This is a genomic window from Amycolatopsis sp. MtRt-6 (genome assembly GCF_017308975.1).
In the GTDB taxonomy this organism is placed as follows: Bacteria; Actinomycetota; Actinomycetes; order Mycobacteriales; family Pseudonocardiaceae; genus Amycolatopsis.
In genome coordinates, this window is record NZ_JADWPD010000026.1 from 19,990 (window position 1) to 41,458 (window position 21,469).

General features: G+C 71.1%; 18 protein-coding genes. 15 read left to right on the top strand and 3 right to left on the bottom strand.

Annotated features, from left to right (window positions below; all coding sequences use genetic code 11):
• The first annotated feature begins 116 nt into the window (after nt 1-116).
• Together I4Q55_RS34490 and I4Q55_RS34495 are read left to right on the top strand one after the other, a co-directional pair.
• Entirely contained in the window at nt 117-1,145 is a 1,029-nt protein-coding gene (locus I4Q55_RS34490) for a glycoside hydrolase family 43 protein (protein WP_206794065.1), read from the top strand.
• 13 nt (nt 1,146-1,158) lie between these two features.
• The gene (locus I4Q55_RS34495; RefSeq protein ID WP_206794078.1) at nt 1,159-2,019 is read left to right on the top strand and encodes an expansin EXLX1 family cellulose-binding protein; all 861 of its coding nucleotides are present in this window, start codon (nt 1,159-1,161) and stop codon (nt 2,017-2,019) included.
• 4 nt (nt 2,020-2,023) lie between these two features.
• Here I4Q55_RS34495 and I4Q55_RS34500 read toward each other — a convergent pair whose 3' ends face one another.
• Entirely contained in the window at nt 2,024-2,512 is a 489-nt protein-coding gene (locus I4Q55_RS34500) for a MarR family winged helix-turn-helix transcriptional regulator (protein WP_206794080.1), read from the bottom strand.
• Between the two features lie 109 nt (nt 2,513-2,621).
• On the opposite strand from I4Q55_RS34500, the gene I4Q55_RS34505 reads away from it, so the two are divergent.
• Nucleotides 2,622-3,797 (top strand): FAD-dependent monooxygenase, encoded by a 1,176-nt coding sequence (locus I4Q55_RS34505; RefSeq protein ID WP_206794082.1) that lies wholly within the window; start codon nt 2,622-2,624, stop codon nt 3,795-3,797.
• Between the two features lie 22 nt (nt 3,798-3,819).
• Here the strand turns inward: I4Q55_RS34505 and I4Q55_RS34510 are convergent, their stop codons facing one another.
• Nucleotides 3,820-4,011, bottom strand: coding sequence for a hypothetical protein (locus I4Q55_RS34510; RefSeq protein WP_206794084.1), 192 nt, complete (start codon nt 4,009-4,011; stop codon nt 3,820-3,822).
• Nucleotides 4,012-4,210: 199 nt separating this feature from the next.
• Between I4Q55_RS34510 and I4Q55_RS34515 the strand changes: the two genes are divergently transcribed.
• The 12 genes from I4Q55_RS34515 to I4Q55_RS34570 all read left to right on the top strand — a co-directional run bounded on the left by I4Q55_RS34515 (nt 4,211) and on the right by I4Q55_RS34570 (nt 20,852).
• On the top strand, nt 4,211-5,383 hold the full coding sequence (locus I4Q55_RS34515) for an ROK family transcriptional regulator (RefSeq protein ID WP_206794243.1): 1,173 nt from the start codon (nt 4,211-4,213) through the stop codon (nt 5,381-5,383).
• Between the two features lie 224 nt (nt 5,384-5,607).
• A complete protein-coding gene (locus tag I4Q55_RS34520; protein ID WP_206794085.1) occupies nt 5,608-6,795 on the top strand; it encodes an ROK family transcriptional regulator in 1,188 nt (395 codons plus the stop codon).
• A 73-nt stretch (nt 6,796-6,868) separates the two neighbouring features.
• Nucleotides 6,869-8,368 (top strand): sugar ABC transporter ATP-binding protein, encoded by a 1,500-nt coding sequence (locus I4Q55_RS34525; RefSeq protein ID WP_206794087.1) that lies wholly within the window; start codon nt 6,869-6,871, stop codon nt 8,366-8,368.
• Nucleotides 8,365-9,366, top strand: a complete 1,002-nt coding sequence (locus I4Q55_RS34530; RefSeq protein WP_206794089.1) for an ABC transporter permease — start codon at nt 8,365-8,367, stop codon at nt 9,364-9,366. The genes I4Q55_RS34525 and I4Q55_RS34530 overlap by 4 nt, the downstream gene beginning before the upstream one ends.
• Nucleotides 9,367-9,384: 18 nt before the next feature.
• Nucleotides 9,385-10,440, top strand: coding sequence for a substrate-binding domain-containing protein (locus tag I4Q55_RS34535; RefSeq protein WP_206794091.1), 1,056 nt, complete (start codon nt 9,385-9,387; stop codon nt 10,438-10,440).
• Nucleotides 10,441-10,471: 31 nt separating this feature from the next.
• The gene (locus I4Q55_RS34540) at nt 10,472-11,617 is read left to right on the top strand and encodes a Gfo/Idh/MocA family protein (RefSeq protein ID WP_206794093.1); all 1,146 of its coding nucleotides are present in this window, start codon (nt 10,472-10,474) and stop codon (nt 11,615-11,617) included.
• 73 nt (nt 11,618-11,690) lie between these two features.
• Nucleotides 11,691-12,695: a sugar phosphate isomerase/epimerase gene (locus tag I4Q55_RS34545; RefSeq protein WP_206794096.1), complete on the top strand. Its 1,005-nt coding sequence runs from the start codon at nt 11,691-11,693 to the stop codon at nt 12,693-12,695.
• 9 nt (nt 12,696-12,704) lie between these two features.
• The gene (locus I4Q55_RS34550; RefSeq protein WP_206794098.1) at nt 12,705-13,547 is read left to right on the top strand and encodes a sugar phosphate isomerase/epimerase; all 843 of its coding nucleotides are present in this window, start codon (nt 12,705-12,707) and stop codon (nt 13,545-13,547) included.
• 19 nt (nt 13,548-13,566) lie between these two features.
• On the top strand, nt 13,567-14,544 hold the full coding sequence (locus I4Q55_RS34555; RefSeq protein ID WP_242547322.1) for a multicopper oxidase domain-containing protein: 978 nt from the start codon (nt 13,567-13,569) through the stop codon (nt 14,542-14,544).
• Nucleotides 14,541-18,500 carry a ThuA domain-containing protein gene (locus tag I4Q55_RS34560; protein ID WP_206794100.1) on the top strand — a complete coding sequence of 1,320 codons (3,960 nt, stop codon included), beginning with the start codon at nt 14,541-14,543 and terminating at the stop codon, nt 18,498-18,500. The genes I4Q55_RS34555 and I4Q55_RS34560 overlap by 4 nt, the downstream gene beginning before the upstream one ends.
• A 150-nt stretch (nt 18,501-18,650) precedes the next feature.
• Complete coding sequence (locus I4Q55_RS34565; protein ID WP_206794102.1) at nt 18,651-20,480, top strand: OmpL47-type beta-barrel domain-containing protein; 1,830 nt, start codon at nt 18,651-18,653, stop codon at nt 20,478-20,480.
• A 12-nt stretch (nt 20,481-20,492) separates the two neighbouring features.
• Nucleotides 20,493-20,852, top strand: coding sequence for a hypothetical protein (locus I4Q55_RS34570; RefSeq protein ID WP_206794104.1), 360 nt, complete (start codon nt 20,493-20,495; stop codon nt 20,850-20,852).
• A gap of 211 nt (nt 20,853-21,063) precedes the next feature.
• On the opposite strand, the gene I4Q55_RS34575 is transcribed toward I4Q55_RS34570, so the two are convergent.
• Nucleotides 21,064-21,417, bottom strand: coding sequence for a hypothetical protein (locus I4Q55_RS34575; RefSeq protein WP_206794106.1), 354 nt, complete (start codon nt 21,415-21,417; stop codon nt 21,064-21,066).
• Nucleotides 21,418-21,469: the final 52 nt, after the last annotated feature.

Here is a 21,469-nt window from a genome sequence, read left to right on the forward strand (position 1 = left end):
GCGCGATTCGGCCGCCCTCGCGCAGGTGACCTCTTCCGCGCACGGCATGTGAGCGCTAACATACTGCTCGCACCGGGCCTGAGCAGGTCGGCAGCGTGATCGAGGAGGACACAGGCATGCGCGGGTTCCGGATCCTGGTCTCGGTGTTGCTGATCGCGGTGGCGCTGGCGGCGCCCGCGGACGCCGGTCAGTCGCGGTACGCCGGTTACCTGTTCACCTACTTCACCGGCGAGGGCACGCCCGACGGCGAGCAGGTCTACTTCGCGTTGAGCCAGGGCAACGACCCGCTGCGGTGGCAGGCGCCCAGCGGCACCCCGGCGTTGCGGTCCACCGTCGGCACCCAGGGCGTGCGGGACCCGTTCGTCATCCGGTCACCGCGGGGCGACCGGTTCTACCTGATCGCGACGGACCTGCGGATGTACGGCCGCGACGACTGGGAGCAGTCGTGGCGGCACGGCAGCCGCTCGATCGTGGTGTGGGAGTCGGCGGACCTGGTGCGGTGGAGCGCGCCGCGGCTGGTCCAGGTCATGCCGGAGACCGCCGGCAACGTGTGGGCGCCGGAGGCGTTCTACGACCCGGCGCGCGGGGCGTACGTGGTGTTCTGGGCATCCAACGTCTACCCGGCCGACGACCCCGGCCACGTCACGACCTCCCACAACCGGATGATGTACGCGACCACCCGGGACTTCCGCACCTTCAGCGAGCCCAAGACGTGGTTCGACCCGGGGCATTCGGTGATCGACTCCACGGTGATCCGCCACGACGGCAGGTACTACCGCTTTTCCCAGGACGACCGCGGCCCCGGCGGCGGTGGCTCGACCCCGTGCGGCCGGTACATCACCGAGGAGAAGTCCCGGGCCCTGCTGAGCCGCGGCTACGACCTGGTGAAGGAGTGCATCGGCAAGGACGCGATCGTCGGCGGCGAGGGCCCGCTGGCGTTCCGGTCGAACACCGAGAAGAAGTGGTACCTGTTCATCGACGAGTACGGCGGCGCCGGGTACCGGCCGTTCGAAACCACGGACCTCGACTCCGGCGACTGGCGGCCGTCGGCGAACGCGCAGCTGCCCGGCAAGCCCCGGCACGGCACGGTCCTGCCGGTGACCCGCGCCGAGTACAACCGGCTGGCCGCGGCGGCTCGCCCGTGATCCGGGAGGTGCGGTGCCCCGGCGCGCGGTGATCGTGTCGATCGTGGCGTCGCTCGCGGTGGCCGCGACGGTCGTCGTCCTGGTGGCGACCCGCGCGGACGGCCCGGCCCCGGCCGAAGCGGCGGCCAGGGCGACCGCCGCCGCCGTGATCGGGACGGCGGCCACCACTGCGCCGCCGCCGACGACCGCCGCGGCCTCCTCTTCCGCCAGTGCCACGCCTTCGACGTCCGCGCCCGCTCCGACGTCCGCGGCCGCGCCGCTCGCCGGACGGATCGAGCCGGGCGTGACCCGCTCCGGCGTGGCGACCTTCTACGACACCGACGGCACCGGCGCGTGCGGGTACGACGCGAGCCCGGACCCGTTGAACGCGGCGATGAACGTCGCCGACTTCGAGGGATCCCAGGCGTGCGGGGCCTACGTCGAGGTGCGGGCGGCCAACGGCGCGAGCGTGACGGTCCGGATCACCAACCTGTGCCCGGCGCCGTGCCGGGTGGGGCAGCTGGACCTGAACCCGAAGGCGTTCGACCGCCTCGGGGCGCGCAACCTCGGGGAAATCCCGGTCACTTGGAAGCTGGTGAGCCCGCCGTCGGTGGGGAAGATTTCCCTGCGCTACAAGGACGGGTCGTCCCAGTACTGGTGCGGCATCCAGGTGATCGGCCACCGCAACCCGGTGGCCCGCCTGGAGGTCCGCGTGGGCAGCACGTGGAAACGGCTGCAGCGCACCGACTACAACTACTTCCTGTCGGAGAACGGCGCCGGCTGCGGCGGTGCCGTGGCGGTCACCGACATCCACGGCGAGCGGCTGGTCTTCGACCCGCTGCCCGTCAAGGCCGGCGTCAGTCAGCCGACCGCACGGCAGTTCGCCCAGCGCTGAGCGCTCAGTCCTCCCCGGCGGTGGCCGACAGGAAGGCCGCGAGGTCGTCGGTGAACCGCAGGAGCAGGTCGTAGAAGGTCCGGCGGTCCTCCGGTGCCCAGCCGGACAGCGCGTCGCCGAACCAGCCGAGCAGGGTGGTGACGTACCGGTCGGCGATCTCGGCGCCGTCGGGGGTCAGCTCGACGAGCCGGGCGCGCCGGTCGTCGGGGTCGGCCAGGCCGCGCACGAGGCGGCGCTTTTCGAGCACGTGCAGGTGCCGGGTGACGTGCGGCCCGGCGACCTGCATGCGCTCGGCGATCTCGCCGACGCGCAGCGCCTTCCCGGTCATGTGCAGGGCGAGGATGATCGACAGCCCCGGCCGGTCGAGGTCGGCTCCGATCCGCTTCATCGCCCGCTCGCCGAGGCCGCTGCGGTTCATCAGGTTGCCCAGCTGCATCAGCCGCGGCAGCACGGCACGCAGGTCGGACACGTCGCCGGCGTCTGTGTCGGCCATCACACCCCTATAGATAGCTAACTTAGGTATATAGTCGGTCTGGGTGGAGTTGATCGCGAGGATTGTCGCACCTCCGCTTTGGATACCTAACTTAGCTATCGGAGAAGTCATGAAGAAGGTCCTCATCTCGGGCGCGAGCATCGCCGGCCCGGCTTTGGCGTTCTGGCTGCGGAGCGCCGGCTTCGCGGTGACCCTCGTGGAGAAGGCGCCGGAACTCCGCGCCGGCGGCTATCCCATCGACATCCGCGGCACGGCACTGGACGCCGTCCGGCGGATGGGGATCCTGCCCCGCCTGCGGGAGCAGCACATCTCGACGCGGCGGCTGACGTTCCTCGGCGCAGACGGCGGCGAAATCGTGTCGCTGGCCCCGGACGCGATCATCGGCGGCACCGAAGGCGAAGACCTCGAGCTCCGCCGCGGCGACCTGATCCGGACGCTGTACGACCTGGTGCGCGACGACGTCGAGGTCCGCTTCGGCGACACGATCGAAACCCTCACCGACGACGCCGACGTCACCTTCCGCAGCGGCCGCCGGGAAACCTACGACCTGGTGATCGGCGCCGACGGCCTGCATTCCCGCACCCGGGAGCTCGTCTTCGGCCCGGAGGCGCCGTTCCACCACTATCTCGGCTACAGCTTCGCCGGGTTCACCATGCCCAACGACTTCGGCCTCGTCCGCGAGGGGCTCACGTGGAGCACGCCCGGCAAGGGCGCGGCGCTGTACGCGGTGCTCGACAGCGAGGAGGTCCACGGCTTCCTGGTCTTCGCCCGGCCGGAGCCGCCGATCGAGGCGTTCCGCGACCCGGAGGCTCAGCGCGACCTCATCGCCCGCACCTTCGACGGCGAAGGCTGGGAAATCCCGCGCATGGTCGCGGCAATGCGCGAAGCGGGGGACTTGTTCTTCGACGTGATCAGCCAGATCCGCATGCCGCGATGGTCGGCGGGCCGCGTCGCCCTCGTCGGCGACGCGGCCCACGCGCCATCGTTCCTGACGGGTCAGGGCACGAGCCTCGCCCTCGCGGGCGCGTACGTGCTGGGCCACGCCCTGGCGACGATTCCGGACCACACGGCGGCGTTCGCCGCGTACGAGAACCGGTTGCGGGGCTTCGCCGAAGCCAACCAGGCTTTGGTGAGCGAAGGCCAGGCAACGTTGTTCCCGGCAACGGCGGAGGCGCTCGAGCACCGCAACACCGCACTCCGGCAGCTGACGACGGCGCCGCCGAGCCCGCCCCGGCCGGAGCACTCGGCGCTGACCCTGCCGGACTTTCCGGTGCCGGTGCGGTGAGACTGGTCCCGCGCCGGCAGCGTCAGGTGGCCGGCTGCGTGATTGCCGGATAGGTGCGTTCGACGACGCACAACTGCGTCGTGGCGTACATCGCCAGCGAGCTGCCCACGCATTTGCCCGCCGGCCCGCTTTCCGCCGAGGCTGCCGCCGTCGTGCCGGACAGGACTCCGGTCGTCAATGCCAGCGCGGCGAGCGCGGCCGTGATCCGTCGCATGGTGTTCCTCCTTCGTGGAGCCGGTTTCCGGTTGCGGGAGGCTGCCCCGAATTCCGGGGGACGAACGGGATCGCCGCCGATGGCACCGGCTCGGGTGACCCCCACACGGACCTTCCCGGCCGCCGCCGCGGCAGCCCTTGGCCGGTGGGGCACCAGTACGCTGAAGCGAATGAGCACGGTATCCACCCCGGAGCAGTCGATGGTCGAAACCCGGCACCAGACCCGGTTGCTGACCCTGCTCCGCGACGACGGCCCGATGTCGCGGGTCGAGCTGGGGGAGAGACTGGAGCTGCCGCGCGCCCGGGTCGGTGCCGAGGTGGCCCGGCTCGCCGAAGTCGGGCTCGTCGAAGCCGCCGGGCCGTCGGCCAGCCGGGGCGGGCGGCGGTCGACGCTCGTCCGGCTCGCGGGGGAACTGCGGGTGCTCGCCGTCGACGTCGGTGCGACGTCGGTCGGGGTGGCCGTCACCGACGCTTCGTGCGAGGTGCTCGCGCACGCCGTCGAAGACTGCGATGTGCGGCAGGGGCCGCACCCGGTGCTGCGGCGGGTCGCCGAGCTCGCGGCGAAGGTGCGGGACGAGGCGCCGGGCCGGCTGATCGCCGCGGGCGTCGGGCTGCCCGGGCCGGTCAGCTTCGCCGAAGGGATGGCCGTCGCGCCGCCGATCATGCCCGGCTGGGACCGGTTCAACGTGCGCGACCACCTCGGCGGGCTCTGGGGCTGCCCGGTCGCGGTGGACAACGACGTCAACGCGATGGCGCTCGGCGAGCGGCACGCCGGGGTCGCGCGCTCGACCGACGACCTGATGTTCGTCAAGATCGGCACCGGGATCGGCTGCGGGATCGTGCTCGGCGGCAAGGTCTACCGCGGGGTCGCGGGCACCGCCGGCGACATCGGGCACATCCGGCTCGACGACTTCGGCCCGACCTGCGCGTGCGGCGAGGTCGGCTGCCTGGAGGCCTACTTCGGCGGCGCCGCGCTGGCCCGCGACGGGCTGGCCCTGGCCCGCAGCGGCCGGTCGGCGCACCTGGCCGAGGCGGCCGCCGAACGCGGGGCCGTCACCGCCCGTGACGTCGGCCGGGCCGCCGCGGCCGGCGACTCCGGGGCGGTCAACCTCATCCGCGACGGCGGACGGCGGCTCGGCCAGGTCATCGCCTCGCTGGTCTGCTTCATCAACCCCGGCATGGTGGTGATCGGCGGCGGCGTGGCCCAGCTCGGGCACCAGCTGCTCGCCGAGGTGCGCAGCGCGGTCTACCGGCGCTCGCTGCCGCTGGCCACCGGAAACCTGCCGATCGTGCTGTCCGAGCTCGGCGAGACGGCGGGCGTGATCGGGGCCGCGTGGTCGGCCACCGACCGGGCTTTCACCCTCAGCAGCTGAGCCAGTCCGATCACAGAACGTTGCTGAACGCGTCCACAATGTAACGTCAAGATCGAACAGACTTTTGTATGTTCGAATCGAAAGTCTGTCCGGTTTCGCACGTCTATCCGGGTGAAAACCGCACTTCGTCCCCAGGTATCACCTTGACGAGTGATGCCAGTCACCCTACTTTCGCTGCCTGAGCGACAAAGTGCGTTCAGTAGCCAGCGCAAGATGGGGGCACCGTGGCCGTCACCCGAACGAGGCAAGCCGATTCGGCGAGCCCTCGTACGGCGAATCTGGCCGCGGTCCTGCGGGCGCTGCGCACCGGCCCCCTCTCGCGCACACAGCTGGCTGCCCGCTCCGGGATCGCCAAGTCCGCGGTGCCCGGCCTGCTCGCCGAACTCGCCGAGCGCGGCCTGGTCCGGCCCGCCGGTGTCCGCCCCGGCAACGGACGGCCGAGCCGGCTGGTCGAACTGCACGGCGAGGACGCCTACGCGCTGGCACTGGGCGTCGAAGCCGACCGGCTGTCGGCGCTGGTCACCGATCTGTCCGGCCGCGTCCTGGCGGAGGGAACGGAGACCGTCGACGTCGCCGCGCTCGGGCTCCACGCCGGGATGGACGAGCTCGCCCGCCTCGCCTGCCGGGTGCTGCCCGGTCCACCGGTCGGCGTCGCGGTCTCGGTGCCCGGGCTGGTCGACTCGGCCGCCGCCGTGCTGCGGTTCGCGCCCGCGCTGCGCTGGCGCGACGCGGAAATCGCCGGCCTGCTGGCGGCCCGGCTCGCCCTCCCGGTCGACGCCGTGGCCGTCGACAACGAAGCCAACCTCGGGGCACTGGCCGAATCGGTCGCGGGCGCCGGCACCGAGCTGTGCTACCTCGGCGGCGGGACGGCCGTCGGCGGCGGGTTCGTCTCCGGCGGCACGATCCTGCGCGGCGCGCGCGGCTTCGCCGGCGAGGTCGGGCACATCGCCGTCGACCCGTCCGGCGAGCGGTGCCCGTGCGGCCGGACGGGCTGCCTGGAGACGAAGGCGAACCTGGCCGCGGTCCTGCGCGCGGCCGCGGCCCCCGGCGACCCGCTGCACGATCCCGCACCCGGCGTCGAAGGCCGCGTCGCCCTGCTCAAGGACCGCGTCCACCGCGGCGACCAGCGCGCGGCCACGGCGGTCCACGAACTGGGCGTCGCGCTCGGCATCGCCCTGTCCACTGTGGTCGACGTGCTCGACCCGGACGTCGTCGTGCTCGGCGGCTACTTCGCCGAACTGGGCGAGTGGCTGGTCGAACCGGTCCGCGTCGAGCTCGCCGCCCGGCCGCTCGGCCAGGCCCGGGTCGTGGCGTCCGGGCTCGGCCTGCGGGCGCCGCTGCGGGGTGCCGCGCACCTGGCGGCCGAGCGGCTGTTCGCGAATCCGACGCTCGTCGAGGAGGCCACGGTATGAGCGAGCTTGCGAGCGAATCATTCAACACTGCGCTTCCGGCTCAGGCGGCACCGAGCGCCAGCGAGGTGTGCGCATGAGTCTGCTTTCCGTCCGCGGCATCGTGAAGGAGTTCCCGGGCGTCCGCGCCCTCGACGGCGTCGACCTCGACGTCGAACCCGGCGAGGTGCACTGCCTGCTCGGCCAGAACGGCGCCGGGAAGTCGACACTGATCAAGGTCCTCTCCGGTGCGCACCGCCCCGACGCCGGGGAGATCACCTGGCAGGGCGAACCGGTGTCGCTCGGTTCGCCGGTCGACGCGCTGCGCCTGGGCATCGCCACCATGTACCAGGAGCTCGACCTCGTGCCCGGGCTTTCGGTGGCGGACAACATCTTCCTCGGCCACGAGCGCGCCCGCTTCGGCTTCACGCGGATCTCCCAGGCCCGGGCCGAGGCCGCCCGCCTGATGGCGCGGCTCGGGCACCCCGGCATCCGGCCGTCGACCGAGGTCGGCAAGCTTTCCGCCGCGGGTCAGCAGCTGGTGTCGATGGCCCGCGCGCTCGCCCACGACGCCCGGCTGCTCGTCATGGACGAACCGACCGCCGCGCTGGCCGGCGAGGAGGTCGACAACCTCTTCCGCATCGTCGGCGAGCTGACCGCCGACGGCGTCGCCGTCGTCTACATCTCGCACCGCCTCGAAGAACTGCGCCGGATCGGGCACCGGGTCACCGTGCTCAAGGACGGCCGGACCGTCGGCACCGGCCTCGACGCCGCCGCGACGCCGACCGCCGACCTGGTCGCGTTGATGGCCGGGCGCAAGGTCGAGACGGTCTTCGGGCCGCGCCACGACGGCCACGGCAGGCCCGAGACGGCCCTCGAGGTCGCGAACCTCACCCGGCAGGGCGAGTTCGAGAACGTGAGCTTCACCGTCCACGCCGGCGAGGTCGTCGGCATCGCCGGGCTGGTCGGCTCGGGCCGCAGCGAACTGCTCGAAACGATCTTCGGCGCCCGCAAGGCCGACCGGGGAACCGTGGCGGTGGACGGGAAACCCGTGCGGTCCGGCGACGTGCTCGCCGCCGTCAAGGCCGGCATCGGCCTCGCGCCCGAGGAACGCAAGAGCCAGGGCCTGCTGCTGGACCTGCCGGTGGTGCACAACGTCACCCTCGCCAGCCTCGGCCGCTACGCGAAGCTCGGGTTCACCGACCGGTCCCGGGAACTGGACGGCGCCGGCGCGAGCCTGCGGCGCCTCGACCTGCGGCCCGCCGATCCCCGGCGGATCGTCCGCACGCTGTCCGGCGGCAACCAGCAGAAGGCCGTGCTCGCGCGGTGGCTGGTCCGCGGGTGCCGGGTGCTGCTGCTCGACGAGCCGACGCGCGGCGTCGATGTCGGCGCCCGCGCCGAGCTGTACCGGCTGATCGACGAGCTGGCCGCGACCGGCGTGGCGATCGTGCTGGTGTCCAGCGAAATCCCCGAGGTGCTCGGGCTGTCCGACCGGGTGCTGGTGCTGCGCGAGGGCCGTGTCCTCGCCGACCGGTCCTCCGCCGGGCTCACCGAGGCCGAAGTGCTCGACGTGATTCTCGAGGGGAGCGCGGCATGACCGACACACAGGCACCGCCCCAGGAAGCGCTGCCCGCCGAACGGAAGCGGTTCACCTTCTCCGCCGACCCGCGGCTGCTCGGCCTGGTGGCCGTGCTCGTCGTGCTGTGCCTGGTCGGCCAGTTCACCCGGCCCGAGCTGTTCTTCACCGAGAGCAACATCTCGACGATCCTGCGGCTGGCCGCGGCGATCGGCGTGGTGAGCGTCGGAATGACGTTCGTCATCATCAGCGGCGGCATCGACCTGTCCGTCGGCTCGATGGTCGGCCTGGCCGGGGTCTGGCTGACGACGCTGGCGACGCAGTCGTACGGACCGTGGGTGATGGTCCTCTGTGGACTGGCGGTCGGCCTCGGCTGCGGGCTGGTCAACGGCGTCCTGGTCGCCTACGGCAAGGTCGTGCCGTTCATCGCGACGCTGGCGATGTACGTCTCGGCCCGCGGGCTCGCCGAACGGATCAGCGGCCGCCGCACGCAGGTCGTCGCGGACCAGGACTTCCTCGCCTTCTTCCGGGGCGGCTTCCTCGGCATCCCCACGCTGATCTGGCTGTTCGCGCTGGTCTTCGCGGTCGGCTGGGTCGTGCTCAACCGCACCACCTTCGGACGGCGGACGTACGCGGTCGGCGGCAACGCCGAGGCGTCCCGGCTGGCCGGCATCAACGTCAAGCGCCACCTCGCGCTCGTCTACGGCGTGGCCGGGCTGTGCTGCGGGATCGCCGCGCTCATGGTCGTCGCGCGGACGACGGCGGGCGCGTCGACCAACGGCATGTTCTACGAGCTCGACGCGATCGCGGCGGTGGTCATCGGCGGCACGCTGCTGACCGGCGGCCGCGGCTCGCTCATCGGCACGCTCGTCGGCGTGCTGATCTTCACGGTGCTGTCGAACATCTTCACGCTGAACAACCTGGACACCGACATCCAGAACATCGCCAAGGGCGTGATCATCGTGCTCGCCGTGCTCTTGCAGTTCCGGGCCCGGAAAGCCAGGACCGGTAGTCAGTAACCACCGATGGAGGTCACCATGGCCGAACAACCCTTCCTCGGGCGCCGGGGATTCCTGCTGGGCGGGGCCGCGGTCGGCGCCGGCGCGCTGCTGGCCGGCTGCACGTCGAACACGCCCGCGAACTCGGAGTCGAACGCGCCGGTCGCCAACGCGGGCAACAACGCCCAGCCGGGCAAGCCGATCACCATCGGCTTCTCCGCGCCGGCCGCCGACCACGGCTGGATCGCGGCGATCACCAAGAACGCCAAGGCCCAGGCGCAGAAGTTCAGCGAGGTGACGTTCAACGCGACCGAGGGCACCAACGACGTCAACCAGCAGATCTCCCAGGTGGAGACGCTGATCAACGCGAAGGTGAACGTCCTGGTGATCCTGCCCTTCGACGGCAAGGCGCTCACCGCGGTCGGCCAGCAGGCGATGGACGCCGGCATCCCGGTGATCAACCTCGACCGCGTCTTCGACACCCCGCTCGCGTACAGAACGTGGATCGGCGGCGACAACTACCGGATGGGCGTCAACGCGGGCAACTACATCGCCGCGGAGCTCAAGAAGAAGAACGTCACGAACCCGGTCATCGGCGAGGTCGCCGGGATCGACTCGCTGCCGCTGACCCAGGAACGCAGCAAGGGCTTCAAGGACGCACTGGGCCGGGCCGGGTTCCAGGTCGGCCCGCGCGTGTCGGCGCAGTTCACGTCGGAGTCGGGCGAGCAGCAGACCGCGAACCTGCTCCAGGGCGCGCCGAAGCTGGACGCGCTGTGGAACCACGACGACGACCAGGGCATCGGCGTCAACGCGGCGATCGACACCGCGGGCCGCAAGGAGTTCATCATGGTCGGCGGCGCCGGGTCGAAGAACATGATGAACCTGATCAAGGCCGACTCGTCGCCGATCAAGGCGACCGTGCTCTACAGCCCGTCGATGGCCTCGACGGCGGTCGCGCTCGCCCGGCTGCTCGGGCAGGGCAAGGGCATCGGCGACCTGGCCGAGCACGACATCCCGGCCGAGATCACCACGTATTCGGCGGTCGTGACGAAGGAGAACGTCGACCAGTACCTCGACGTCGGCTTCGACTCCTGACCGATTCTTCCAGCTACGCCAAAGGAGGGGTATGAGCCCGGGACGGGAAACGATCGGGATCGGCATGGTGGGCCACGCGTTCATGGGTGCGGTGCATTCGCACGCCTGGCGCAGCGTGCACCGGTTCTTCGACCCGCCGCTGGTGCCGCGGCTCGCCGTGCTCGGCGGCCGCGACGAGACCCGGGCCAAGACCGCCGCGGAGAAGTTCGGCTGGGAGGACGTCGAGACGGACTGGCGCAAGCTCGTCGCCCGGGACGACGTCGGCCTGGTCGACGTCTGCACCCCGGGGGACAGCCACGCCGAGATCGCGATCGCCGCGCTGGACGCCGGGAAGCACGTGCTGTGCGAAAAGCCCCTGGCCAACTCGGTGGCGGAGGCCGAAGCGATGGCGGAGGCGGCGCGGCGGGGCCGTGAACGCGGGGTACGGGCCATGGTCGCGTTCAACTACCGCCGGGTGCCCGCGCTCGCCCACGCCCGGAAACTCGTGGCGAGCGGGGCACTCGGCGAGATCCGGCACGTGCGGTCGGTGTACCTGCAGGACTGGCTTTCGGACGCCCGGGCGCCGATGACCTGGCGGCTCCGCAAGGAGTCCGCCGGGTCGGGGGCCCTGGGCGATCTGGGCGCGCACATCGTGGACGCCGCCCAGTTCGTCACCGGCGACGTGATCACCGGCGTCTCGGCGCTGACGAACACGTTCGTCACGCAGCGGCCGGCCGAGCACGGCGGCACGGACGAAGTCACGGTCGACGACACGGCGTTGTTCCTGGCCCGGCTGGCCGGGGGAGCGGTGGCGACCTTCGAGGCCACCAGGTTCGCGCTGGGCCGCAAGAACGCGATGCGGCTGGAGGTCAACGGCTCGAAGGCGAGCCTGGCGTTCGACTTCGAGTCCATGAACGAGCTGCAGTGGTACGAGGGCACCGGCACCGAGGCCGGGTTCCGGCGCATCCTCGTCACCGAGCCGCAGCACCCGTACGTCGGCGCGTGGTGGCCGCCGGGACACCTGCTCGGCTACGAGCACACGTTCACCCACGAGGTCGCCGACTTCCTGGACGCCATCGGCGCGGGCACGGACCCGGCGCCGGGCTTCGACGACGGCCTGCGCGTCCAGCGCGTGCTCGACGCCGTCGAAAAGAGCGCTGCCGCACAAGCGCAATGGACACCGGTGGAGGAGACATGAGAGAGCTTGCGAACGAATCATTCAACACCGCGCTTTCGGCTCAGGCCGCACCGAGCGTCAGCGAGGTGTGCGCGTGAGCCGTCCCGTCACGTTGTTCACCGGCCAGTGGGCCGACCTGCCGTTCACCGAGGTCTGCAAGCTCGCCTCGGAATGGGGGTACGACGGCCTGGAGATCGCCTGCTCGGGCGACCACTTCGAAGTCGACCGCGCACTGTCCGAAGAGGACTACGTGCCCGGGCGGCTGCGACTGCTCGCCGACCACGGCCTCAAGGTCTGGGCGATCTCGAACCACCTCGTCGGGCAGGCCGTCTGCGACGACCCGATCGACCACCGGCACCAGGCGATCCTGCCGTCCCGGATCTGGGGTGACGGCGAACCCGAGGGCGTCCGGCAGCGGGCGGCGGCCGAGCTGGCCGACACCGCGCGGGCGGCGGCGAAGCTCGGTGTCGACACCGTCATCGGCTTCACCGGGTCGAAGACCTGGAAGTACGTCGCGATGTTCCCGCCGGTCACACGCGATGACATCGATGACGGTTACGCGGACTTCGCCCGCCGGTGGAACCCCATCCTGGACGTCTTCGACGAGGTCGGCGTCCGGTTCGCGCACGAGGTTCACCCGTCCGAGATCGCCTACGACTACTGGACGACCCAGCGCGCGCTGGCAGCCGTCGACCACCGGCCGGCGTTCGGGCTGAACTGGGACCCGTCGCACTTCGTCTGGCAGGACCTCGACCCGGTCGGGTTCATCCTCGACTTCGCCGACCGGATCTACCACGTCGACTGCAAGGACACCCGCAAACGCTTCGACGGCCGCAACGGACGGCTCGGGTCGCACCTGGCCTGGGCGGACCCGCGGCGGGGCTGGGACTTCGTGTCCGTCGGCCACGGCGACGTCCCGTGGGAGGACTGCTTCCGGGCGCTGAACTCGATCGGCTACGCCGGGCCGATCTCCGTGGAGTGGGAGGACGCCGGGATGGACCGGCTCCGGGGCGCGGCGGAGGCGGTGAAGTACGTCCGCGAGCACCTGTTCGACAAGCCGTCGGCGGCCTTCGACGCGGCTTTCAGCAACCAGAGATGAGGGAGTTCCATGTGCGGTGAGCAAGCTCAATCTCTCTCCCGGCGGACCATGTTGGGCGTCGCCACGGCGGCGCTCGCCACGGTCGCCCTCCCCAGTGTCGCGGACGCCGCCACGGCCCGGCGCCGGGTCCCGCTGGACAAGATCAGCATCCAGCTCTACTCCCTGCGGTCGCTGCTGCAGAACGACCCGGAAGGCACGCTCTCCGCGCTGGCCGACATCGGCTACCGGAAGGTCGAGCTGGCCGGGACGTACGGCCGCAGCGCGACCGAGTTCCGCGCCATCCTCGACCGCTGTCACCTCAAGGCGTCCTCGACGCACGTCGGTATCGACGGCGACCTGGACAAGACCATCGCCGACGCGAAGATCCTGGGCAACTCGCTCGCCAACGTGCCGTACGCGAACTTCGCCACCATCGCGGAATGGGAAGCCTTCGCCGGGCGGCTCGACACCGCCGCGCTCGCCTTCCGGAAGGCCGGGATCCAGCTCGGCTACCACAACCACGCCCACGAGTTCGCCCCGATCGGCGGCGTCCGGCCGTACGACGTCCTCACCGCGAAGACGGACAAGCGGACCGTGCACCTGGAGGTCGACCTGTTCTGGGCGGTGACCGGCGGCGCGGATCCGGTGCGGCTGTTCCGGCAGCACTTCCCGCGCGTCACGCAGTACCACGTCAAGGACATGACCCCGGACGGGCAGATGACCGACCCCGGCACCGGCGTGATCGACTTCCGGCGCGTCTTCGCCGCGTCCTGCCACACCATCCGCGAGTTCATCGTGGAGCACGACCAGCCCACCGACCCGCTGAACACGGCGAAGGTCGGCTTCGAATACCTCCGCACCGTGCGGTTCTGAGAGCCCCGGGGGACTCGACATGCGAATATCACGTCGGTCGATGCTGGCCGGGACCGCCGCGGGCGTGCTCGCGCCCGCGGTCGGGGTGGCGCCGGCAGCGTCGGCCGCGGGCCTGACCCGCCAGATCACCATCTACGCCGAAGCCCTGCCCGGCGGCCTCTACGGCTACGGCCTCGAACCGGGCAAGGCCACCATCCCGGGGCCACTGCTGGAGGTCTACGAGGGCGACACCCTCGAGATCGAGCTGGTCAACCGCACCGACAAGCGGCTGTCCATCCACCCGCACGGCGTCACCTACGACACCGGTTCGGACGGCGCCCCGCTCAACGCGTCGTTCAACAAGCCCGGCGAGACGCGCACCTACACCTGGCGCACGCGGACCCGGTACGACGCCGGCGGCGGGTTCTGGATGCCCGGCAGCGCCGGCTACTGGCACTACCACGACCACGCGATGGGCACCGACCACGGCACCGCCGGCCTGGCGCGCGGGCTCTACGGCGGGCTGATCGTGCGCAAGCGCGGCGACCTGCTGCCGAGCAAGCAGTACACGGTCGTGTTCAACGAGATGATGATCAACCACGCGATGGCGCCGGACACGCCGATCCTCGAGGCGCGGCTCGGCGAGCGCGTCGAGTGGGTCTGCATCGGGTACGGCAGCCTGCCGCACACGTTCCACCTGCACGCGCACCGCTGGGCCGACACCCGCACCGGGATGCTCAGCGGCGCGGATGACAACGCTGCCATCGTCGACAACAAGAACCTCGACCCCGGCAGCTCGTTCGGTTTCCAGGTGATCGCCGGCGAAGGCGCCGGGCCAGGGGCGTGGATGTACCACTGCCACGTCCAGACCCACTCCGACGGCGGGATGGTGGGCCTGTTCCTGGTCCGCAACGCCGACGGCAGCCTGCCCGACGGCGCCCAGGACGCGATCGACCGGTTCAAGGAGCACGGCCACACCGGGCACGACACGAACCCCGACGCCCGGACGCACTCATGAGGAGGGGAGTCATGAAGAGACGTTGGTTCGGCAGGCGCGGCGCGGTCGTGCTCGCCATCGGGTCCGTCCTCGCGGCCGGAGCACCGCTGCTGGCGATGCCCGTGGCCCAGGCCGCACCCGCCGCGAACGTGCCGGTGAACGTGCTGGTCTTCCACGGCGCCGCGGCCGGCCAGAAGGACCCGGTCGTCCGCGCCTCGGACGCGATCGCGCGGCTGGGCGCGGACAACGGCATCACCGTCACGGCCTCGCAGGATCCCTCGGTGTTCAGCACCACGAACCTGGCGCGCTACCGCGGTGTCGTGTTCCTGTCCGCGCAGGGCGTCACGCTCAGCCGGGAGCAGGAAGGCGCGCTGCAGGCGTACATGAAGGCCGGCGGCGGGTTCCTGGGCATCTCCGACGCGGCCCGCGCGCAGGACTCGTCGCAGTGGTTCACCGGGCTGATCGGCGCGCGCCCGGTCGGCGCCCGGCCCACGCCCGAGGCGGTGGCCGCGGTGACGGCGAGCGGGGAGAACCCGCCGAACGAGACCAAGGAAAAGCTGGCCGACAACAACGAGAACACGAAGTGGCTGACGTTCGCGGCGACCGGCTGGGCGGCGTACAAGATGGCCACCCCGGTCGCGATCAGCAGCTATTCGCTGACCTCGGCGAACGACTTCGCGGGCCGGAACCCGAAGAACTGGACCCTGCAGGGCTCCGCGGACGGCAGCACCTGGACCGACCTGGACACGCGCGCGAACGAGACGTTCACCGAGCCGTTCCAGACCCGGACGTTCACCTTCGCCAACACCACGGTCTACCCGAACTACCGGCTGAACATCACCGCGAACGCCGGCGAGCCGATCATCCAGCTCGCGGACCTCAAGCTGTTCAAGGACACCTCGACGACCCCGCCGCCGCCCGAGCCGGCACCGCAGCAGGCCGTCGTCGACGTCCTCGACGCGAAGCACCCGGCCACGAAGGGGCTGCCGCAGAACTGGACGCGGACCGACCGCTGGCTCAACTGGGAAACCAACCCGGTCGGCACGGTCCACACCGTCGCGCAGGTCGAGGAGAAGGGCTACCAGCCGGGGGTCGGCGCGAACGGCGCCTTCCACCCGATCTCGTGGTGCCGTGACTACGACGGCGGCCGGTCCTTCTACACCGGCATGGGCCGCACCGAGGCGTCCTACGGCGAAGGGCAGTTCCGCGACCACCTGCTCGGCGCCCTGCGCTGGACCACCGGCATGGTCCGCGCCGACTGCCAGGCCGGGATCGCCGCGAACTACAAGGTCGAGCGGCTGACCGGCAAGAACGCGGCCGGGCAGCTCGACCAGATCGGCGAGCCGCACGGCCTGACCATCGCGCCGGACGGCAAGGTGTTCTACATCGGCAAGGCGGCCTGCCCGACCGGGCCGGTGGTCAGCTGGGACGACCCGAACGTCGGCCTCGGCTGCGGCACGATCCACCAGTGGGACCCGGCGACCAAGAAGGTCAAGCTGCTCACGACGTTGCGCGTGATGGGCAACCGCGGCAGTGGCGACGAGCTCGTCAAGAACGAAGAGGGCCTGCTCGGCATGGTGCTGGACCCGAAGTTCACCGAGAACGGCTGGTTCTACGCCTACTGGATGCCGCACGAGTCGATCGACCGCGACAAGCGGATCGGCAAGCGCACGATCTCGCGGTTCACCTACAACGCGGCCGCGCAGACGATCGACCAGGCCACCCGCAAGGACCTGATGTCCTGGGACGTCCAGATCCACAGCTGCTGCCACGCCGGCGGCGGCATGGCGTTCGACAAGGACGGCAACCTCTACGTCGGGTCCGGGGACAACAACTCCTCGGGCGGTTCGAACGGCTACTCGGGCAACAACTGGACGCTCGAGTACCAGGGCCTGTCGTTCCAGGACGCGCGCCGCACGGCGGGCAGCACGAACGACTACGGCGGCAAGATCCTGCGGATCCACCCGGAGCCGGACGGCACCTACACCATCCCGCCGGGAAACCTGTTCGCAGGAGGGCCGCCGGACAAGACGCGCCCGGAGATCTACGTGATGGGCGTCCGCAACATCTCGCGGCTGCAGATCGACCCGGTGCACAACTGGATGACCGCGGGCTGGGTCGGCCCGGACGCGCCGTCGCCGAGCCCCGAGCTCGGGCCGGCGAAGTACGAGACGGCCACGATCATCACCGAGGCCGGCAACCACGGCTGGCCGTACTGCATGGGCAACCGGCAGCCCTACCGTGACCGCAGCAGCACCAACGCCGCGGTGCTCACCGGCTGGTACGACTGCGACAACCCGGTGAACACCTCGCCGCGCAACACCGGCCTGGTGACGCTGCCGCCGATCAAGGACAACATGATCTGGTACTCGCCGGACGGCGGCGGGCCGGTCTTCCCGAAGCGGCCCGGCAGCTCGATCCCGACGTACAACGCGGCGGACGCCACCTACACCCAGCCGTACCTGCGCGGGGGCGGCCAGGCGGTCATGTCCGGGCCGACGTACCACCGGTCGCTGGTGAACACGAACAGCGGTGTCGCGTGGCCGGAGTACTGGGACAACAAGTGGTTCATCGCCGACGAGGCCAACTCGCAGAACCGGGTCGCGGTGACCGTCGACCCGGCCGGGGTGCCCACGCACCAGCCGCCGGTGTTCGCCGAGACGTTCCGGCAGATCATCCCCGGCGGCGCGGGCGACACCCGGGTGCAGAGCTGGATGGACGCCAGGTTCGGGCCGGACGGCGCGTTGTACGTGCTCGACTACGGCAACGGGTTCTTCTCGCTGGACCAGAACCAGAAGCTGCTGAAGATCAGCTACACCGGCGGCGCGCCGACGCCCGCCCCGGCGGCGTCGTCGACCATGGTGCAGAACAAGGCGCTGACGGCGGCGTTCACCGGGTCGAAGTCCGGTGGCGTGTCCTACCGGTGGGAGTTCGGCGACGGCTCGGTGTCCACCCAGGCCGACCCGCGGCACACCTACCCGCGCACCGGCATCTTCACCGCCAAGCTCACCGTGACCTACGCCAACGGCGAAGCGGTGACGACCCGTGCTGCGGTGAACGTCGGCTGCGCGGTGGCCGATCCGGGTCCGGTGGTGACCTTGGGCGACACGCTCACGAAGGTGGTCAACCGCAACGCCGGCGGCGGCTGCACGGTCGACGACTTCCTCGACGACGAAAGCACGTGGACCACGCACGCCGCCTTCGTCAACCACGTCGAGCAGGCCACCGAGACGCTGTCGGACCTCGGTGTGCTGAACGACGCCGAGGTGGCGGAGCTGAACGCGGCCGCGGCGGCGTCGCCGATCGGGAAACCGGGCACGACCGGCTACGACGCGCTGTTCGACGGCACGGCGGAGTCGTTGCGCGGGTGGGCACAAGCGCCGTCGGGTCAGTTCACGCTGCAACCCGACGGGTCCATCCGGGCCGGCGGCGGGCTGGGCATGCTCTGGTACGCCCAGCGGCAGTTCGGCGACTTCTCGGTGAAGCTGCAGTTCAAGGACATCGCGCCGGATCCCGGCCGGGCCAACAGCGGCGTGTTCGTCCGGTTCCCGGACCCGCGGACACCCCTGGACCAGCGGCCGCCGGGCAGCTGCGGCACGGTCGGGTCGGCGCGGACGTCGCAGGCCTGGGTCGCGATCTACTGCGGCCACGAGGTCCAGATCTACGACGGCGACACCGGCGAGCCGCAGAAGACCGGGTCGGTCTACAACTTCGACCCGCGCCCGCTCGACCAGGCGGGGGCGCGGCCGAAGGGCACGTGGAACGAGTACGAGATCAAGGTCGTCGGGCAGCACTACACGATGATCCGCAACGGCGTGGTGATCAACGAGTTCGACAACACGCCCGGGCAGCAGTCGTCGCGCGCGGGTGACCCGCCGACCGACCTGCGGCAGTTCGTCAGCGGGTTCATCGGGCTGCAGAACCACAGCGACAACGACCTGATCGAGTTCCGCAACATCCGGGTGCGGCAGCTGTAGCCCTCCCGCGGCCGGGGGGGGGGGGGGGGGCAACGTGTAAGACAAGGGTGCCCCCAACAACGGCCGCCGGGGGTGGTGGTGTCTTTGTTTTCGTTTTACAACCACCTCCCCCCCCCCCCCCCACCCCTCACTTCAGGAAGGGTCCCCGCGATGTCCCCACGACTGACCGCCCTGCTGCTGGCCGCTTTCCTGGCGCTGCTCGGACTGGCGACACCCGCGGCGGCGGCCCCGGTCCAGACGCTGACCTGGACCGGGAACAACAGCACCACCGAATACGCGTCCGCGCCGACGGGCGCCCTGCCCGGCGAGACCACCATCGTCTTCGAGAACAGCGAAGCCACCGGCAACACGACGGGGATGTCGCACACCCTGACGTTCGACACGACGACACCGGGCTACAACCACGACGTCACCCTGAACATCCTGGCCAACCCGTTCGACCCGCAGAACGGCCGCCACGAGGCCGTCGTGACGCTGAAGCCGGGCAAGTACCGGTACTACTGCACCATTCCCGGCCACACCGCGATGGCGGGGGAGTTCGTCGTCTCCGACGGAACCGGCGACACGACCCCGCCGACCGTGACCGCGGCGGTGACGGGGGACAAGGACCCGTCGGGCAACTACGTCGGGTCCGCCACGGTCGCGCTGACCGCGACCGACACGGGATCCGGTGTGGCGGCGGTCGAATACCAGCTCGACGGTGGCACGTGGACGGCCTACTCGGCGCCGGTGGTGGTGTCCGCGGTGGGCGCGCACATGCTGCACTACCGGGCTCGGGACGTCGCCGGCAACGAGTCCGCGGAAGGGATGGCGCACTTCACGGTCGTCTCGCGGCCGGGGGACACCACCGCGCCCGTGGTGAGCGCGGCGATCACCGGCACGCAGGACGCGTCGGGCAACTACCTCGACGTCGCGACAGCGCGGATCACGGCCACGGACGCCGACTCCGGCGTGGCTTCGGTGGAGTACCAGCTCGACGGCGGCGCCTGGACGGCCTACACGGCTCCGGTCGCGGTGACCGCGCCGGGCGCGCACATGCTGCACTACCGGGCCACCGACGTCGCGGGGAACGTCTCGCCGGAGGGCATGGCCCACTTCACGGTGGTCAGGAGCGACACGACGGCCCCTGTCGTTTCGGCTTCGGTGGCCGGCACGCAGGACGGCGACGGCAGCTACGTCGGCAAGGCGACGGTCACGGTGACGGCTTCGGACGCCGGTTCCGGCGTCGCCGCGGTGGAGTACAAAGTGGACGGCGGCGCGTGGACTGCTTACGTGGCACCGGTTCCGGTGTCCGCGGTGGGCGCGCACACGGTGGGCTACCGCGCTCGCGATGTCGCCGGCAACGCCTCCGCGGAGGGCTCGGTGTCGTTCACCGTGGTCGCCGGCGGGGACACCACGGCGCCTTCGGTCGCGCTCCAGGTCACCGGGAAGCAGGACGGCGGCTGGAACTACGTTGGCTCGGCGACCGTGACGGTGACGGCGTCCGACGCCGGGTCCGGAGCAGTCCTGATCGAGTACAAAGTGGACAGTGGCGCGTGGACCCGGTACACCGCACCGGTGGTCGTGCCGGCGCTCGGGGCGCACACCGTGCGGGCCCGGGCCACCGACGTCGCCGGCAACGTCTCGGCCGAGCTGACGGGAGCGTTCACAGTGGTCGCGGCCCCACCGCCGCCGGACGCCTGCCCGTCGTCGGACACCCGGGAGACGGTGGTGATCGGCGGGGTCGACAGCCAGGTGGCGAACACCGACACCGGCAACGGCTGCACGATCAACGACGTCATCGACGAGAACGCCCAGTACGCGTCGCACGACCGGTTCGTCAAGCACGTGAAAGCGGTGACGCAGGAACTCGTGGCCAACGGCGTGCTGTCCTCGGGCGACCGCAACCGCATCGTGACGGCGGCGATCGAGTCGGGTGTGGGCGGCGGCGGTTTGGCACCGGCGGACGGGGGTAAGCAGAAGTCCCCGGCCCGCGACTGAAAGAAGTGACCGATGCCCGCGTTGACCCGCGTCCTCGGAGCGGTGACCGCCGCCTACAGCGCCACGATCATCGTCGCGCCGCGCGTGCTGGCCAAACCGTGCGGCCTGACCACTCCGGCGGGCGGGGTCACCGCGGGCGTTCGCACCCTGATCGCCGGCATCGGCGCCCGCGACGCGGCCATCGGCCTGGCGATGCTGCTCGCGCCCGAGGGCAAGCCGCTCCAGGTGGCGCTGGCGGCCCGGGTGGCCGCCGACGCGGCGGACGCGGTGGTGTTCGGGACCGGTCTGCCGGACCGGTCGGCACGGCCGAAGGTGGCGGCGTTCGCGGTCGGCTGGGCGGCGCTGTGCGCGGCGTCGGCCCTGGTCCGCTGACGGGCTCAGCCGTCGGTGAACTCGTGCGTCCCGGGCCGTCCCCTGCGGACCCGGTGTCCCACATGTACTTCTCGTGCAGGCGGCCGGCGCACGATCGCCGACCACGCGTCGGCCATCACGAACAGCTGCCGGTCGCCGGTCCGGCCGGCCCGTTCGCGGTGCGGGCGGCCGTGGCCGGCGGTGCCGTCCCCCGGCACCGCCGGCCGGCGGATCAGAAGACCTTGACCGAGAGCGTCTTGTCGTTCATCTGGTCACCGACGTAGGAGACGTCGCCGGTGCGGTCGAGGCTCGGCGCGCCGGAATCGGCCCAGCAGTTGATGCGCGAGAACAGGATCCACCGGGTGTTGGACCGCACCGAAGAAATCGTCTTCTGGAAGTAGGTCGGGAGGTTGAAGCACCGGCCGCCGTCGCCCGGGTCGTAGAACGAAGAGCAGCAGTAGTTGGCGTTGTCGAAGAACTCGGCGTAGGTGGCCGTGGTGGCGGCCTGGGCCGAGCCGGTCGGGATGAGCGTTGCGGCCGCGAACGCGGCGGCGAACACAGCTATCCCCTTGGTGCGAGAACTCATGCTTGTTCCCCTTTGTTGTCGGAAAAGAAAGACCGCGTCGAGAGCGCGACTG

Bases quoted from the DNA above. Each gene is read 5' to 3' on its own strand.
- I4Q55_RS34575 (WP_206794106.1), bottom strand. From the start codon at position 21,417: ATGAGTTCTCGCACCAAGGGGATAGCTGTGTTCGCCGCCGCGTTCGCG.
- I4Q55_RS34570 (WP_206794104.1), top strand. From the start codon at position 20,493: ATGCCCGCGTTGACCCGCGTCCTCGGAGCGGTGACCGCCGCCTACAGC.
- I4Q55_RS34530 (WP_206794089.1), top strand. From the start codon at position 8,365: ATGACCGACACACAGGCACCGCCCCAGGAAGCGCTGCCCGCCGAACGG.
- I4Q55_RS34555 (WP_242547322.1), top strand. From the start codon at position 13,567: ATGCGAATATCACGTCGGTCGATGCTGGCCGGGACCGCCGCGGGCGTG.
- I4Q55_RS34505 (WP_206794082.1), top strand. From the start codon at position 2,622: ATGAAGAAGGTCCTCATCTCGGGCGCGAGCATCGCCGGCCCGGCTTTG.
- I4Q55_RS34550 (WP_206794098.1), top strand. From the start codon at position 12,705: ATGTGCGGTGAGCAAGCTCAATCTCTCTCCCGGCGGACCATGTTGGGC.
- I4Q55_RS34525 (WP_206794087.1), top strand. From the start codon at position 6,869: ATGAGTCTGCTTTCCGTCCGCGGCATCGTGAAGGAGTTCCCGGGCGTC.
- I4Q55_RS34500 (WP_206794080.1), bottom strand. From the start codon at position 2,512: ATGGCCGACACAGACGCCGGCGACGTGTCCGACCTGCGTGCCGTGCTG.
- I4Q55_RS34565 (WP_206794102.1), top strand. From the start codon at position 18,651: ATGTCCCCACGACTGACCGCCCTGCTGCTGGCCGCTTTCCTGGCGCTG.
- I4Q55_RS34535 (WP_206794091.1), top strand. From the start codon at position 9,385: ATGGCCGAACAACCCTTCCTCGGGCGCCGGGGATTCCTGCTGGGCGGG.
- I4Q55_RS34540 (WP_206794093.1), top strand. From the start codon at position 10,472: ATGAGCCCGGGACGGGAAACGATCGGGATCGGCATGGTGGGCCACGCG.
- I4Q55_RS34490 (WP_206794065.1), top strand. From the start codon at position 117: ATGCGCGGGTTCCGGATCCTGGTCTCGGTGTTGCTGATCGCGGTGGCG.
- I4Q55_RS34560 (WP_206794100.1), top strand. From the start codon at position 14,541: ATGAGGAGGGGAGTCATGAAGAGACGTTGGTTCGGCAGGCGCGGCGCG.
- I4Q55_RS34510 (WP_206794084.1), bottom strand. From the start codon at position 4,011: ATGCGACGGATCACGGCCGCGCTCGCCGCGCTGGCATTGACGACCGGA.
- I4Q55_RS34515 (WP_206794243.1), top strand. From the start codon at position 4,211: ATGGTCGAAACCCGGCACCAGACCCGGTTGCTGACCCTGCTCCGCGAC.